Source organism: Nitrosomonas mobilis (assembly GCF_900103035.1).
Taxonomy (GTDB): domain Bacteria; phylum Pseudomonadota; class Gammaproteobacteria; order Burkholderiales; family Nitrosomonadaceae; genus Nitrosomonas; species Nitrosomonas mobilis.
Window position 1 is genome coordinate 1 of the sequence record NZ_FMWO01000061.1, and the last position, 15081, is coordinate 15081.

Annotated in this window: 15 protein-coding genes and 1 tRNA gene; 8 read left to right on the plus strand and 8 right to left on the minus strand. The window is 48.7% G+C overall.

The annotated features are described in order from the left end of the window. Positions 1 to 146: 146 nt before the first annotated feature. From NSMM_RS10625 to NSMM_RS10635, 3 genes are all read right to left on the minus strand, one after another. Positions 147 to 572 carry a DUF6691 family protein gene (locus NSMM_RS10625; RefSeq protein WP_425412373.1) on the minus strand — a complete coding sequence of 142 codons (426 nt, stop codon included), beginning with the start codon at positions 570 to 572 and terminating at the stop codon, positions 147 to 149. Between the two features lie 16 nt (positions 573 to 588). Further along, positions 589 to 1032: a YeeE/YedE family protein gene (locus tag NSMM_RS10630; RefSeq protein WP_245654774.1), complete on the minus strand. Its 444-nt coding sequence runs from the start codon at positions 1030 to 1032 to the stop codon at positions 589 to 591. A gap of 115 nt (positions 1033 to 1147) precedes the next feature. Continuing rightward, the gene (locus NSMM_RS10635) at positions 1148 to 1735 is read right to left on the minus strand and encodes a DUF2780 domain-containing protein (RefSeq protein WP_090287308.1); all 588 of its coding nucleotides are present in this window, start codon (positions 1733 to 1735) and stop codon (positions 1148 to 1150) included. Between the two features lie 265 nt (positions 1736 to 2000). Here NSMM_RS10635 and wecB point away from each other — a divergent pair, with 265 nt between their 5' ends. From wecB to nudB, 5 genes are all read left to right on the plus strand, one after another. After that, a complete protein-coding gene (gene wecB / locus NSMM_RS10640) occupies positions 2001 to 3113 on the plus strand; it encodes a non-hydrolyzing UDP-N-acetylglucosamine 2-epimerase (protein ID WP_090287310.1) in 1113 nt (370 codons plus the stop codon). Positions 3114 to 3158: 45 nt separating this feature from the next. Further along, the gene (locus tag NSMM_RS10645; protein ID WP_090287312.1) at positions 3159 to 4634 is read left to right on the plus strand and encodes a mannose-1-phosphate guanylyltransferase/mannose-6-phosphate isomerase; all 1476 of its coding nucleotides are present in this window, start codon (positions 3159 to 3161) and stop codon (positions 4632 to 4634) included. 158 nt (positions 4635 to 4792) lie between these two features. Next, positions 4793 to 5113, plus strand: coding sequence for an FmdB family zinc ribbon protein (locus NSMM_RS10650; RefSeq protein WP_090287314.1), 321 nt, complete (start codon positions 4793 to 4795; stop codon positions 5111 to 5113). Positions 5114 to 5176: 63 nt separating this feature from the next. After that, positions 5177 to 6958: an aspartate--tRNA ligase gene (gene aspS, locus NSMM_RS10655; RefSeq protein ID WP_090287316.1), complete on the plus strand. Its 1782-nt coding sequence runs from the start codon at positions 5177 to 5179 to the stop codon at positions 6956 to 6958. 41 nt (positions 6959 to 6999) lie between these two features. Next, positions 7000 to 7479, plus strand: a complete 480-nt coding sequence (nudB, locus tag NSMM_RS10660) for a dihydroneopterin triphosphate diphosphatase (protein WP_090287317.1) — start codon at positions 7000 to 7002, stop codon at positions 7477 to 7479. Positions 7480 to 7538: 59 nt separating this feature from the next. On the opposite strand, the gene NSMM_RS10665 is transcribed toward nudB, so the two are convergent. The 4 genes from NSMM_RS10665 to ftsH form a co-directional block, all read right to left on the minus strand. Next, positions 7539 to 7615, minus strand: a tRNA-Val gene (locus NSMM_RS10665). Positions 7616 to 7695: 80 nt separating this feature from the next. Beyond that, the gene (locus tag NSMM_RS10670; protein ID WP_090287319.1) at positions 7696 to 8973 is read right to left on the minus strand and encodes a cytochrome c; all 1278 of its coding nucleotides are present in this window, start codon (positions 8971 to 8973) and stop codon (positions 7696 to 7698) included. Continuing rightward, the gene (locus NSMM_RS10675) at positions 8970 to 9686 is read right to left on the minus strand and encodes a c-type cytochrome (protein WP_090287321.1); all 717 of its coding nucleotides are present in this window, start codon (positions 9684 to 9686) and stop codon (positions 8970 to 8972) included. Before NSMM_RS10675 ends, NSMM_RS10670 begins: the two co-directional genes overlap by 4 nt. A gap of 27 nt (positions 9687 to 9713) precedes the next feature. Then, positions 9714 to 11537, minus strand: coding sequence for an ATP-dependent zinc metalloprotease FtsH (gene ftsH / locus NSMM_RS10680; RefSeq protein ID WP_218121093.1), 1824 nt, complete (start codon positions 11535 to 11537; stop codon positions 9714 to 9716). 479 nt (positions 11538 to 12016) lie between these two features. Here ftsH and NSMM_RS10685 point away from each other — a divergent pair, with 479 nt between their 5' ends. The 3 genes from NSMM_RS10685 (at position 12017) to flhC (ending at position 13650) form a co-directional block, all read left to right on the plus strand. Continuing rightward, positions 12017 to 12568 (plus strand): hypothetical protein, encoded by a 552-nt coding sequence (locus NSMM_RS10685; RefSeq protein ID WP_090287325.1) that lies wholly within the window; start codon positions 12017 to 12019, stop codon positions 12566 to 12568. A gap of 179 nt (positions 12569 to 12747) precedes the next feature. Beyond that, complete coding sequence (gene flhD, locus NSMM_RS10690; protein ID WP_090287327.1) at positions 12748 to 13065, plus strand: flagellar transcriptional regulator FlhD; 318 nt, start codon at positions 12748 to 12750, stop codon at positions 13063 to 13065. A 30-nt stretch (positions 13066 to 13095) separates the two neighbouring features. Further along, positions 13096 to 13650, plus strand: coding sequence for a flagellar transcriptional regulator FlhC (gene flhC, locus NSMM_RS10695; RefSeq protein ID WP_090287329.1), 555 nt, complete (start codon positions 13096 to 13098; stop codon positions 13648 to 13650). A gap of 213 nt (positions 13651 to 13863) precedes the next feature. Here flhC and NSMM_RS10700 read toward each other — a convergent pair whose 3' ends face one another. Then, positions 13864 to 15012 carry a Do family serine endopeptidase gene (locus NSMM_RS10700; RefSeq protein WP_090287331.1) on the minus strand — a complete coding sequence of 383 codons (1149 nt, stop codon included), beginning with the start codon at positions 15010 to 15012 and terminating at the stop codon, positions 13864 to 13866. Positions 15013 to 15081 lie beyond the last annotated feature (69 nt).

Below are 15081 nucleotides of genomic sequence, written 5' to 3' on the forward strand. Positions count from 1 at the left end.
TACGCACATGCCTATTGCCGAATTTCAAGCTATCTGCAATCCATGGCCAACAAGGGATATAACCCACTTGTCGCTATTCAAATAGCGTTGGCCGGTGAAGCTCATAAAGTATGGGGTGAGTAGTTACGCTATAACTAAGATTTGAATCAGCGGCGCATGGCCCGCCGCTTTTCCAGCTGCTCAAAAATTGCCATGCCAGTCAGCATGGCAATCACAAAAATGATTCCTTCCACATACCCTGATCCGGCGAGTACCAGCGCAGGTCCGGGGCAGATTCCAGCAATCCCCCAACCCACCCCAAATAGCATGCTACCGAAAATCAGACGTACATCGATCATCTTGCTGTCGGGCAGGTACAAGGGGGTGGCCAGTAATGTTTTTCCACGCTGCTTTACCATCCTGAACGCAAAAAAACCGACGCTAATCGCGCCTGCCATCACAAAAATCAGCGAAGGATCCCATTGCCCGGCAATATCCAGAAATCCCAGCACCTTGGCCGGATTGAACATGTCGGATACGATCAGCCCGATACCAAAGACGATGCCTGAGATAAGTGCGATTAGCTGAGTGATCACGGACTCTCCTTACTCAAGATATTACATGACGAATAACGTAGGTTGTTGCCATCGCCATGGTGATGAAAATAATGGTGGCCACGATCGAACGCGGCGACAGACGAGAGAGTCCACACACGCCATGTCCGCTGGTACATCCCGAACCATAGCGGGTACCCATTCCCACAATTAAACCCGCCAGTACAAGCAGACCATAGCTGGCATGGATTTCAACGGGTGGCAGCACAGCTACCCAACGGTAAAGCCATGGCGCAAGCAATAAACCGGCAACGAAGGCAATGCGCCAGCCCATGTCTCCTTGCGACAGCCTGAATAATCCGCCAACAATGCCGGAAATACCGGCAATACGACCTGCTAAGATCAGCAACAGGGTGGTCGCCAAGCCGATGACCAAACCACCAAGCGCTGCGTTAAGCGGGGTAAAAGATGACCAATCAATCACCAGCATATTTGTCATAACAATTTAATAAATAATGTAATTTTTATATTTCAATATCGATTAAAGAGCGCCAACCGCAAAAATCCGCCTCAAACAAAAAGGGATCACATGGATAACTTGACTGCTGAAATCATTACATATTCAGTGCGGAGCGCAGCAACCCGGCTGCTGCCGACCCTCCAGTGGATTCAAGGGAATTGGTGATGATCGGGATGAATTGTCCGATCATATCCGGCGATAGATTTAACTGCTGAAAAGCTGACGCCAGCGCTGCTGCACTTCCTAATTGATTGCTGCCGCCCCCCAGCATCGAGGAAACCCCACCCGGGAGACCAGTAGCAGGCAAGGCCGGGGCCGCTGCCAATAAATCATCCATACCGGGCACCGACTGCGACACCGTTTCAAATGCCTGTGGCGTCATATTTCCCCGGGCTGTACGGAATATCGAACCGGCGCCACCGGCTGCCTGGTTTGGTGAAATACCCAATTGATTCGTCAACAGCTGTACGATTCCATTCTGCCCACCGCCAACTGCATTCACTGCTCCTGTTCCGCCGCCAAACGGCTGGCTGGCGCCCTGAATTACCTGATCTGTTCGACTTGAAGATGCGATACTTTCATTCAACGGATTGTAAATCTCTCCACCACTATTGGATGCGCAACCTGCAATCGTTAACGTACACAGTACAACCGTCGTTGTCATTTTATGGAAATTTTTCATGAAAACTCCTTGGTTTGTTGGATATGGCTGTTGCATGATAAACCAGAACGGTTCCTCCGATTGTAAGTAAAATGAGCGCTCTCTTGGCAAATAATCACTTTTAGATAGAATCGATCACTCGTCCAGCCTTGCTGAAGAGTTGATTTCTATTTTGTTTTAATGAAAAGACCGCCAAAAATGATTAACTTCACCCCGATCCCAGCAACAGAAATACGCTACCATCTACTCTGACTCTGCCGCAACAATTAACTCAGCTAGGAACTTCATGTCAAAACAAATCCATCTGATCGCTGGGGCACGCCCCAATTTCATGAAAATCGCGCCGATCGTGCGTGCCTTGCAGCATCAAGACAAGTTATCCTACAAAATCGTACATACCGGCCAGCACTATGACAAGGAAATGAACGATGTTTTTTTTGATGAGCTGGGTATTCCCACGCCCGATATTTTCATGGCGGCCGGTGGTGGCAGTCATTCGCAACAAACGGCCAAAATCATGCTGACATTTGAGGAATACTGCCTGGGCAACCGCCCGGACGCAGTGCTGGTCGTTGGCGACGTTAATTCAACTCTGGCATGCTCAATCGTCGCCCAGAAACTGCACATTCCGGTTGCACATGTCGAAGCGGGGTTGCGAAGCGGCGATATGCGCATGCCGGAAGAAATCAACCGTTTAGTAACGGATAGCATCACCAACTGGTTTTTTGTAACCGAGCCCAGTGGACTGGAAAATCTCTTGCGGGAGGGCAAACCGGCCTCCGCCATTCATCATGTCGGGCACGTTATGGTCGACAATCTGCTCTATCAGGCCGACCAGCTGACCCGTGCCAATACCAACCATTTTGAAACCCATGGCATCAAACACGCATTATCCGGACAAGCTTATGGTGTCATCACGCTGCATCGGCCCAGCAATGTGGATGATGCCGAAACTTTTACCCGCCTTGGCCAGGCATTGCGGCAAATTGCCGAAAGCCTGCCATTGGTGTTTCCGATGCATCCGCGAACACGCGCCAACCTGCAGAAATTTGCAATTGACTTAGGCCCCAACATTACCCTCATTGGCCCGCAAGCGTATATGTCCTTTCTGCATCTATGGAAAGACGCCGCAGTCGTCCTTACCGACAGCGGCGGGCTTCAAGAAGAAACGACCGCGCTGGGCATTCCGTGCATCACCATCCGTGAAAATACCGAACGTCCCGTCACGGTGGAAGAAGGTACCAACACACTGGTTGGTACCGATCCTCCGCGAATTGTGGCCGAAGTCAACAAAATCCTGCAAGGCCAGGGCAAAACCGGACGCAGGCCGCATTTGTGGGATGGCAAAGCTGCCGGACGTATTGTCGATATTTTGATCAGTGAGCTGACAGATGCTTAGGTCCGGAGCAAGCGTCATTTCTTTTATCAGCAAATAACACTAAATATGAAACCATTACTCGTTCCCGTCATTCTATCCGGCGGTTCCGGTACTCGTCTGTGGCCACTATCACGCGAACAATATCCCAAGCAATTATTGCCGTTGACTAATGAAGAGTCATTATTGCAAGCGACTGCACGTCGCCTGGACGGACTGGAAAACGTTGCGGTGCAATCGCCCATTATTATCAGCAACGAGGAATACCGATTCGTCATTGCCGAACAATTGCGCGTTATCAATAAAAAAAGTACGATCATTCTGGAACCATGTGGACGGAATACAGCCCCAGCTCTGACCATCGCAGCGCTGGCGGCCAGCAGTGATGAATACGACCCGGTTTTGTTGATTATGCCTTCCGATCATACCATTACCGATACCGCAGCCTTTCAATCCGCCGTCAACAAGGGTATATCCTTAGCTGACCACAATATGCTGGTCACGTTTGGCGTTCACCCGGACGCTCCCGAAACCGGTTTCGGCTATATTCAAACGGGTACGGCACTAGCGGAATCCGGCGCCTTGCAACTGATTCGCTTTGTGGAAAAGCCAGATGAGGCAACCGCACAGGCTTATCTGCAGGCAGGTGATTACTTCTGGAATAGCGGCATATTTATGATGCGCGCTTCCATCTGGTTATCCGCCATTCACGAATGTCACCCTGAAATGCTGGAAGCATGCCGTGCCGCTTGGCAACAGGCCACCATTGACGGCGATTTTTATCGGCTGGACGCGTCGGAATTTGCTGCCTGCCCAAGTAACTCTATCGACTATGCTGTGATGGAACGACTGGCGGCCAATAATCCTGCTCTGCCCCCCGGTGCAGTCGTGCCGTTGTCTGTTGGCTGGTCGGACATTGGAACATGGGACGCATTGTGGCGCACCCTGCCCAGAAACGAATCCGGTAATGTCACACGTGGTGACGTGCTGTTGCATGCCTGCCGCAATACACTGGCATTTTCCGGACACCGTCTGGTTGCCTGCGTGGGAATTGACGATATGGTGGTTGTTGAAACATCTGATGCCATTCTGGTGGCACATCAAAAAAATGCTCAGGAAGTCAAAAAAATTGTCGATCTGCTCAAGCTGCAGTCACGTCCAGAGATTCGTTCGCACCGCAAAATTTATCGCCCCTGGGGCTGGTACGACGCTGTCGATGTGGGTGAACGTTTTCAAGTCAAACGTATCGTAGTCAATCCCGGAGCGGCACTCTCACTGCAAATGCACCATCATCGGGCGGAACACTGGATCGTAGTACGTGGTACCGCTCAGGTCACGCGTGCCGATAATACTTATCTGGTCAGTGAAAATGAATCTACCTATATTCCTCTGGGCATACCACATCGCCTGGAGAATCCTGGCCGGGTGCCGCTGGAAATTATTGAGGTACAGTCTGGCGCCTATCTGGGCGAGGATGACATTGTCCGCTTTGAAGACAGATATGGCAGAAAGCAAGATGTTTCATCGGCTACCAAAGATTCGTGAAATTATTCGCGAATACCCGACCTGCTACTTTTCTGGACAGCTTTAATTTGTGGCGAATACTCACACATCGCCATCACGAACGTTGCCCGGCAAGCAGGCACACTGAGGGTCCAGTATAATACTGGCCTGTTTCTAACAATTTAATTAATGGAGAAAAAATGCCAATCTACGAATATGTTTGCCATGCCTGCGGATTCGCAAAAGAGCATCTCCAGAAAATGAGCGATGCGCCGATAGCAAATTGTCCGGCATGTGATAGTAAAGAGTACATTAAAAAAGTCTCTGCAGCGGGCTTCAGACTGAAAGGAAGTGGGTGGTATGTCACAGACTTCAAGGATAAAAAAACAACCAAACCAGACTCATCTACCCGAAATGAGAAGAAAGCCGAGACAGCTCAAACAGACACAAAAGCAGAAACGAGCAGTACTGAATCAACACCTGCAGCAACTGCAAATACCGCCACTGCTGCTGAAAGTTGACACTCGATCCGCTTGTTAGCAACCAAAACATACTATTTTTTCTATCCTTCAAAAAAATTTCCTATGCGTACTGATTATTGCGGCGCCATCAATAAAAACTTTCTGGAAAAGACCGTTACCTTGTGTGGATGGGTGCACCGCCGCCGTGACCATGGTGGTGTCATTTTTATCGATCTACGTGATCGCGACGGTATCGTGCAGATTGTATTTGATCCCGACAATGAAACTGCTTTCCATACTGCCGAAATCACCCGCAACGAATTTGTCATTAAAGTGAGTGGCCGCGTACGTCATCGCCCGGAAGGCACCGTCAATCCTGGAATTTTTTCTGGAGATATCGAAGTACTCGCAGATCAGGTGGAAATCCTCAATACTTCGCTTACCCCTCCTTTCCAGATGGATGATGAACATCTGAGTGAAGCGATACGCCTCGAATACCGTTATCTTGATCTGCGTCGTCCGGCGATGCAGCGTAATCTGCTGCTGCGGCACAAAGTCAGCATGGCAGCACGGGTTTTTCTGGATCAACATGGTTTCATCGATATTGAAACACCTATGTTAACCAAATCCACTCCGGAAGGTGCACGTGATTACCTCGTCCCTTCGCGCGTCAATGCCTGCCATTTCTTTGCGTTACCTCAATCCCCTCAGTTGTTTAAACAACTGCTGATGGTATCCGGGTTCGATCGCTACTATCAGATCACTCGGTGTTTTCGTGACGAAGACCTGCGCGCTGACCGACAACCAGAATTCACGCAAATCGATATTGAAACTTCGTTTCTGTCGGAAGATGAAATCATGGGACTGATGGAAAACATGATGCGGCAATTATTTGCTGATGTCATGGCTGTAACGTTGGCAGATCCCTTCCCCAGAATCAGCTACGCGGATGCCATGTTCTACTATGGCTCGGACAAACCAGATTTGCGTATCCCGCTGGTATTAACAGAATTGACCGATCTGATGCAGACCGTCACCTTTAAGGTTTTCCTTGACGCGGCACAAATCCCTGGCGGTCGGGTAGCCGCATTATGCATTCCCATGGGCGCAGAACTGTCGCGCAAGGAAATCGATGATTACACTCAGTTTGTCTCTATCTATGGTGCCAAAGGCCTGGCCTATATCAAAGTCAATGACCTGACAACCGGGCTGGAGGGACTGCAATCACCCATTCTGAAATTCCTGCCTGAGCAGGTCATTCAGGAAATTCTCAAGCGCACCGGTGCAAAATCGGGTGATCTAATCTTTTTTGGTGCGGACAAAGCCAAAATTGTTAATGATGCGCTAGGAGCGTTGCGTGTCAAAATTGGCCATGAACGCGGCTTCGCTGAAAATTCCTGGAAGCCATTGTGGGTAGTTGATTTCCCGATGTTTGAATGGGACGAGGAAGAAAATCGCTGGCAGGCGCTGCACCACCCTTTTACTTCTCCCAAAACCAGCCACGAAGATCTTCTGATTTCCGACCCCGGCAAGGCGCTGTCGCGTGCCTATGATATGGTACTCAATGGCGTAGAAATCGGAGGAGGCTCCGTGCGGATCCACCAGCAAGCTGTACAAAGCAAGGTATTTCAGGCATTAAATATCCCGGATGAGGAAGCGCAGGAAAAGTTTGGTTTTCTGCTTGACGCCCTTCAATATGGTGCGCCGCCACATGGTGGCATCGCCTTTGGCCTGGATCGTATCGTGGCGATGATGACGGGTACGGACTCAATACGCGATGTTATCGCATTCCCCAAAACGCAGCGTGCTCAGTGCATGCTGACCCACGCACCTAGTGCCGTTGCAGAAAAACAATTGCGGGAATTACACATACGGCTGCGTAAAAATGATCAACCCACCAGCTAGCAGCTGTCTGGCGGTGACCCGGTTGTCCGCCTTTATGTGATATGCCCTCATCATCGACCGAAGGGCCGCGTTTCAAGCATCCTGTATCCGTACTGGTGATCATTCATACGCCTGATTTGCAGATACTGCTCCTGGAACGCGCAGACCACCCTGGTTACTGGCAATCCGTTACCGGCAGCCAGGAACCGGGCGAAACCTTACTGCAAACGGCTGTACGGGAGATCAAGGAAGAAACGGGGCTGAACAGCAATCACTATCCACTGATTGACTGGCAAATGAGCAACCAGTATACAATTTATCCCGAGTGGCGATGGCGCTATGCCCCGAACATCACTCACAATACCGAACATATCTTCAGCCTGGTACTGCCAGAAATCTGTCCAATTTATATTGCCGTGCGGGAACATCTTGGTTATTGCTGGCTTCCCTGGCAGGAAGCAGAATCGAAGGTATTTTCACCGAGTAATGCACAAGCAATCCGGATGATTGCTTGTCGACAAGCGCCATCAGACAAAGGATGACGTTGAAGTTTCAACCAGATTTTAGCCGATACAAAGTTATAAAGCCAATCGGAAAATTCTGGTAGGCGCGATTGGACTCGAACCAACGACCCCCACCATGTCAAGGTGGTGCTCTAACCAGCTGAGCTACGCGCCTATCGTCACGACCACGACAGAGCCGAGATTCTAACTGAAATACAGCGCTGCTTCAAATTAATCTTGGCCTCTGCCGAGAGATCAGTGCTCACTTCCCCGGCTCTGGTCAATTTCATCGGGGCTGACCAGACTGCCAAAATTTCCCCAGGCATTACGGATATAGGAAATCACCTGTGAAATTTCAACGTCACGAATAATGTGTTGGTATGGAGGCATGCCATACGGTCTTGGATTACCTGCCGTGACTGGCGAATACCCGCCGTATAACACACTGCGAATCACATTTTGCGGTGGATTCATGGTGACAGCGCGATTACCTGCCAGTGGTGGATAAATACCTGGCGCGCCCTGACCGGATTTTCCGTGGCAATCCTGGCAATGCTTTTCATAGATACTTTCACCTCGCGCCAAATATTGGCGGACAACTTCTGGCATCGGCGGGATTTTGCGTTTGGATTGCTGGTCCTTATCCTGTTCTCCGAGCGACTTAAGATAAACCGCCATTGCACGTTGATCTTCCGCAGTCAGATATTGCAGGCTCTGCCGAACGATCGTAGCCATCGGACCAGATGTGACGGCGTGCTGATTGATACCAGTGGACAGCAATTCGACAATCTCTTCTATCGGCCAATGACCCACACCGGCCTGCTGTACCGAAACCAAGGAAGGTGCATACCAGCGGGAGCCGACGATTTCACCACCAAGCGGCCGATCATCCTTGCTGGCTCCCCAGACATTGCGTGCAGTATGACAGGCGTTACAGTGCCCTAATCCTTCAACCAGATAAGCGCCACGATTCCACTCCTGGCTTTTAGTGCTATCCGGCTGATAGACTCCCTCCTTGAAATACCAGGTACGCCACAAAAACAACAAAAACTGATTATCATAAGGAGAATGGATTTTATGCTCAGGGTTTATCTGTCTGACCGGTGTCACTGATCGCAAATAGCTGAAAATGGCATCCGCATCCTGCCGCGATATCCTAGTATATTCAGTATAAGGAAAAACAGGATACAAATAACGACCATCCTTCGATTTGCCATGATGCAGCGCCTGCCAGAAATCCTCCTCGCTCCAGCGCCCTAACCCAGTCTCGGCATCCGGCGTAATATTGGACACCACGAACTCCCCAAAAGGGGTATTCAGTATGCGCCCGCCCGCAAAGTCCTGCCCGCCCCGAGCAGTATGACAACCCGCACAATTAGCCACACGCGTCAAATAAGCGCCTCGCTGCTGTTTTGTTTCGACGGTATCTTTAGCCCAGACCACAGCAGGGAACAGAATACCGAACAACCAGCCAATGAATAACACCACGAGCTGCAACCGGCCAATGTATTTGGCAGAAATGGATATACTCACGGTTTCGTCATTCTCCTAGCTGAAAAGATTGACTGACAACGCTCGACCATTTCCGGTGCAAGTACATCCTGCTCGGCGGGCTCTCCACTTGCTGCCTGTGCCGGCAACCACAAAGCCAATGCATTCACCTCCTCCTGTGATAATTTTCTGGCAATTTCCGACATACAATTTGGTACCTGGCCACGCATGACACCCCCATTGCGCCAGCCACCAAATTGTGCCGCCAGATAAGCAGAGGGCAATCCTAACAATCCGGGAATGAAGGGCTTAACTCCCATTAAATCAGCGCCATGGCACGCGCTGCATGCCGGCAGATCGCGCGTGGCATCACCAGAATCAACAAGCACCTGTATTTCTTGCACAGTTGCCGACGGTAAGGCATGCGGCCGAGGTAATGGATAATTGTATGGCTGAGCAGCAAAATATTCTGCCATTTCCTGCAAGTATTCATCTGTCAGGTTTTCCAGCAAAATAGCCATCGGTTGATAATAACGCCTGCCATCACGGAAATTACGCAGCTGGTTAAACAGATAACCCGCTGGTTTACCGGTGATGCGTGGGTAATAGGCATCTAGACCGGTTTTATCCTGGTCACCGTGGCAAAGCATGCAGGATTTAACCCGCTCCGCAATCGTATCAGCCACTTCTACAGGTGCATCTGCAGCAGCAACCGATGTAAAAAACAGTATTCCTGAGAGTATCAATAATCGCATTTGATCATGAATATAAGAGAACGACGTTCAACCAGCATCTGCGGTAATTGTCTCTTTCAATTCCAACAATTCCGGTTCGTTCAGTGTTTCGGTTTCCAGTAATTTTTCTGCTGCCTGTTCAAGCTGTGCGCGGTTCCTGAGTAATATGGCGATTGCGCGCTCAAGGGCACCATCTACCAAGGCGCGCACTGCCTGATCTACCTTATTGGCAGTATCTTCGCTGTATTCTCGACCTTGCGGTACGGGGATTCCCGGTTCTAGAAATGCGGAACGTTCACGATCATAAGTCACATTTCCCAAGGCGTCACTCATTCCGTAGCGTAAAACCATCGCACGCGCCATATCGGTTGCACGAGCCAGATCATCTGTTGCACCAGTCGAAACCTCCCCAAAAACAACCTGCTCCGCCGCACGTCCGCCCAACAATACCGCCATTTTGTTTTCCAATTCCTTGCGCGTCATCAGGAAACGATCTTCCGTCGGGCGCTGAATGGTATACCCCAACGCACCCACACCACGCGGAATAATGGAAACCTTGTGGACTTCATCACTGCCTGGCAACGATAATGCAACAATCGTGTGACCCAGTTCATGATAAGCCACTGTTCTTCTTTCCATCGGATTTAGCAAGCGATTGCGTTTTTCCAGTCCAGCAACAATTCGCTCGATAGCATGATTAAAATCATCCATCAATACTGCGGCTCCCTTGCGGCGCGTGGCCAGCAAAGCAGCCTCGTTAATCAAGTTTGCCAGATCAGCTCCCGTAAAACCAGGGGTTAAAGCCGCAATCTTTTCAATTTCCACATCCGGATCCAGTGTAACCTTACTGATATGTACCGCCAAAATCTGCTCACGACCCTTTTTATCGGGACGATCCACCAGAACCTGCCGATCAAAACGCCCGGCACGCAAAAGCGCTGCATCGAGAATCTCCGGCCGGTTAGTTGCCGCCAGCAACACAACTCCGCTAGAAGGATCAAAGCCATCGAGTTCCGCCAGCAACTGATTCAGCGTTTGTTCCTTTTCATCGTGACCGCCAAACCCTGTTGCGCCACGGGCACGCCCCACTGAATCAAGCTCATCGATAAAAATAATCGCTGGCGCCATCTGCCGCGCCTGCTCAAATAAATCCCGCACCCGCGCTGCCCCCACACCAACAAACATCTCCACAAATTCAGAACCGGAAATCGAGAAAAACGGCACACCTGCCTCTCCGGCAACCGCCCTTGCCAGCAGCGTTTTTCCCGTCCCCGGCGGACCTACCAATAAAATCCCTTTAGGTGCGCGCCCACCCAGCCGACTGTAATCCACGGGGTTTTTCAGAAAATTGACAATCTCGATCAACTCATCCTTCGCTTCATCTACACCAGCGACATCAGCAAAGGTCACCTTAGTCTCTTTTTCCACGTATACCTTGGCGCGACTTTTGCCTATCGACATCATGCCGCCACCCCCCATCATGCTCTGACTCATACGCCGGATAATGAACAACCAGATGCCAATAAAAATCGCCATCGGCAAAATCCAGGAAAGAATGTCACGAAACCAGGTGCTGCGAATAATGCCCGTGTAAATCACGTCATGCTTATCCAGCATCTCCGCCAGTTCTGGCTCTACCCTGGTAGTAATGAATTCCGTGAATCCTTCACCAGCAGTTGAGCGTAACTTGCCATGAATATGGTTCTCGCTAATTGCCACTTCTTCGATCTGCCCTTTCTCTAGTAATGCTTGGAAACGGCTGTAAGGAATGGGTTCAACGCGTGTATATTCGCTATAGAGATTCTGAATAAACAAAATCGCCAGTATTGCAGTAAGGATGTACCAGAAATTAATCTGTGCTTTTTTGTCTATGGGTGGATTGCTCATATTGATTTGTTCCAATTATATTCACATCGATATGCCTTATAGTACGACAAAACGGTTAGCCAAAAATTATAAAAATTTGGCAAGAAGATTCATCATGCGCAAGCACACGTTAATTTATTTGTACCACCAGATCCACAGTTGCAAAATTGAGAAACCCACTGAATTACACTTATAACAATTTTAAACGTAAGATAAAACAGATAGGTATTGACTGGGATTGACAATAATATAATCGAGCCTCCTTTGCAGTCTACCCTGATAAAAGATGTCATTTTCTGTAGTAATGGTGCTGGTGTAGAGGAGTAGAGAATAGATAATGGAGTGCCGGAGTAGACATAAACTCGCCAATTGTTAAACTCCAGACTGCCGTCAGGCAAGAAAAACACTATCAGCTGTTAATGGCCTTCAGGTTAAAGTCAATGACCTGTCAGCCGTTACCACATCATGTCATCAAGGAAAGCAATATGAGCATGAATCAAAAATGTGGTTTACAGGCATTAGCTCGCAGGTTACTGGCAGGTTTGTTGGCAATCTGCTCACCTGTAGTTATTGCACAGACATCGGTTGTGACTAGATCAGATAATATTGGCGAGCGGAACAAATCGTATCGTAATATTGGCAATATCGAGCTCTCAAGTTTTTCCTCTGAGCCTGCGACACTACCAGTCGATACCTGTGCAATCGTTGATCACATTGAGCAGATTAACATGGCCAATGAAATTAACAGCAGTACGGATACCCGAATCATGGGAACAATTGCTCAATCGGCAGGGCGCAATGCCGATAAGGTGTTTTATGCCAATGTCGATGTCCCGGCAGGCCAAGGATATCATCCGCCACAGCGCAATATTGAAAAAACAGACCATTTCCGTATTTATCTCGCCACATTTGACGGCAATTTGCATATCGTTACCCAACCAGCTTCTCCTCGATTCATGCCAGGAGATACTGTTTTGCTTCGGGATTCAGGACTTCTGGAAGCAACAGATTGCACGCACAAACCCGTATCAAGATAAAAAAGTAATTAAATTAATTGCTTACATATGTTTGTAGGAAATCTTCCTACAGCAGTTCCCGTCTTATCCTTACGCCGCCTGTAGCAGCCCGACTCTTTACTCTTCGGTCGCTAAAGTTAAAAATACACCCATCTTGTTAATCAACAAGCGTAACTCAACTTTGCACAGGGAGTATCAGTATGGAGAAAAGTCAGATTCTGGATGAAATCAGGGAACTTAACTTGAGTTATTTGTTGCTGGCGCAACAAATGCTGCGCGAGGACAAGATAGCAGCGATGTACCGCCTGGGTATTGATGAGAATGTCGCTGATATCCTGGAAAAGCTATCAAACAGTCAATTACTGAAAATGGCTGGCTCCAATATGCTGCTTTGTCGTTTCCGCTTCGACGACAGCCTGATCGCAGAAATTCTTACCAGCCATAAACAGGATCGCTCACTGACACAATCGCATGCAGCCATCCTGATGGCTGGGCAACCAGCAGAATCCATATCCTGATCTTAATATTCATATCCAAGGGGAAAAATCATGAAAGTTAAAAGTATCTTGTCTGAAGGAAGGCAGATTCAACTAGCAACCGAGTTGGTAGGATTGGGCGCAAGACTCCAAGTACTGGAAGCTTCAACCACGCTTAGTCGCGAGCGGCTCATAAAATTATATAAAGAAGTGAAAGGTGTCTCCCCTCCCAAAGGCATGTTGCCTTACTCAGAAGATTGGTTCATGGGCTGGCAGCCTAATATGCACGCATCACTTTTTATCAATATCTTCAAATACATCACTGAATACACAAGCGTCCGTGGCATAGACGCTACTATTAAAAGTTATCAACTCTATCTTGAGCATGTCGAAGCCAGTAATCTGCAACGCATTTTAAGCTTTACGCGTGCATGGACATTGAATCGCTTTATCGACAGCAAAGTATTAACCATGACTGCCTGCGTAGAATGCAAGGGGCATTTTATTGCGCATAGCCTTGATATCCAGTCCAATCATGTTTGTGGGCTTTGCCACGTCCCATCCCGCGCTGGTAAAACCAAGCAAGCTGCACTCGAAGCCAAAGCCAGAGAGCAATGTGCAGCTTAAATCCATCAGAAAAAGGCTATCACCAAACCCACCGTTCTAATTTAATGACACCTCTAAAAATTCAGAATCTAAGTAATACCTGACAAGACTAAACAACTACCGGCTTTAGCCGGTGGTTGTTTAGTCTTGTGATGAACAATAAAATATTGATATAGCGCGCGATTGATATTTAGAAAATATTTTTTTAAAAAGAGCTTGATTATAAGAATAGTATCAGGTTGGTCGTTTCCCGATTCTGACCTTGAACTTTTGCTCCATACCATTGCGCAGAATAGTGAGTCTGGCGATTTCTCCAGGCAACAATCCCGCGATAAGATTCAACATCTCGGATGAGTTCATTACCTTCCCGTCATTCACTGCAAGTAAAACATCTCCAGGTTTAATGCCGGCCTCATCCGCCGGTCCATTCTTCAGCACTCCGGCAATCAAGGCACCTGCCATACTTTTTAATCCAAAGGATTCAGCTAGTTCAGGTGTCATATCCTGCATGCTGACACCTAACCAGCCGCGTGTGACTGAACCCGTTTCGATAATTTGTTGCATAACCTGCTTCGCCGCGCTGACCGGAATAGCAAAGCCAATCCCAAGAGAGCCACCTGTGCGAGAATATATTGCCGTATTGATACCAATAATATTACCTGCAGTATCTGTCAAGGCACCGCCTGAATTCCCAGGGTTAATAGCAGCATCAGTCTGAATAAAATTTTCGAAAGTATTGATTCCCACATGGGAGCGCCCCAGTGCACCAATAATGCCCATGGTGACGGTTTGTCCCACACCAAAGGGGTTACCGATAGCCAACACAATATCACCTACTTGCGCCTTGTCAGACTCCCCGAATCTGATGCTGGGCAGTTGATCCAGATCGACTTTGAGTACTGCAATGTCGCTTTCAGGATCAGAACCGATCATTCTTGCGCGCGCATTTCTTCCATCCATCAGTGCCACCTGAATCTCACTGGCGGCTTCCACCACATGGTGGTTTGTGAGAATATAGCCTTCCGGGCTTACGATAACCCCAGAACCCAGGCTGGAAGTCCGCTGAGTTCTGGGATTGAACCGTTCACCAAAAAATTTCTGGAAAAAAGGATCGTCCATCAACGGGTGTGATGGCACATTGACCTCTTTACTGGTAAAGATATTGACTACGGAAGGCATGGCCTGTTTCGCAGCCTCATGAAAACTGCCCACATGCAGCGCGGTCTGCGCGTCATTTGTGCCCAAACTGACCATTTCCTTGATCGTTGCCACCTTGCCGCGCGGTGTCCACGGCAACAGCTCTGGGCGCAATGTGGAAACAACAAAGAAAATGGCAAGCAGTATGGTTGCAGTTTGTGCAAAAATTAACCAAAGTCTATACATGTCAAGAAATTAATTTGATATGTTTCAAAAAATTATCGTAAGCACTGATGAGTGTCTCTCAAAATTCAG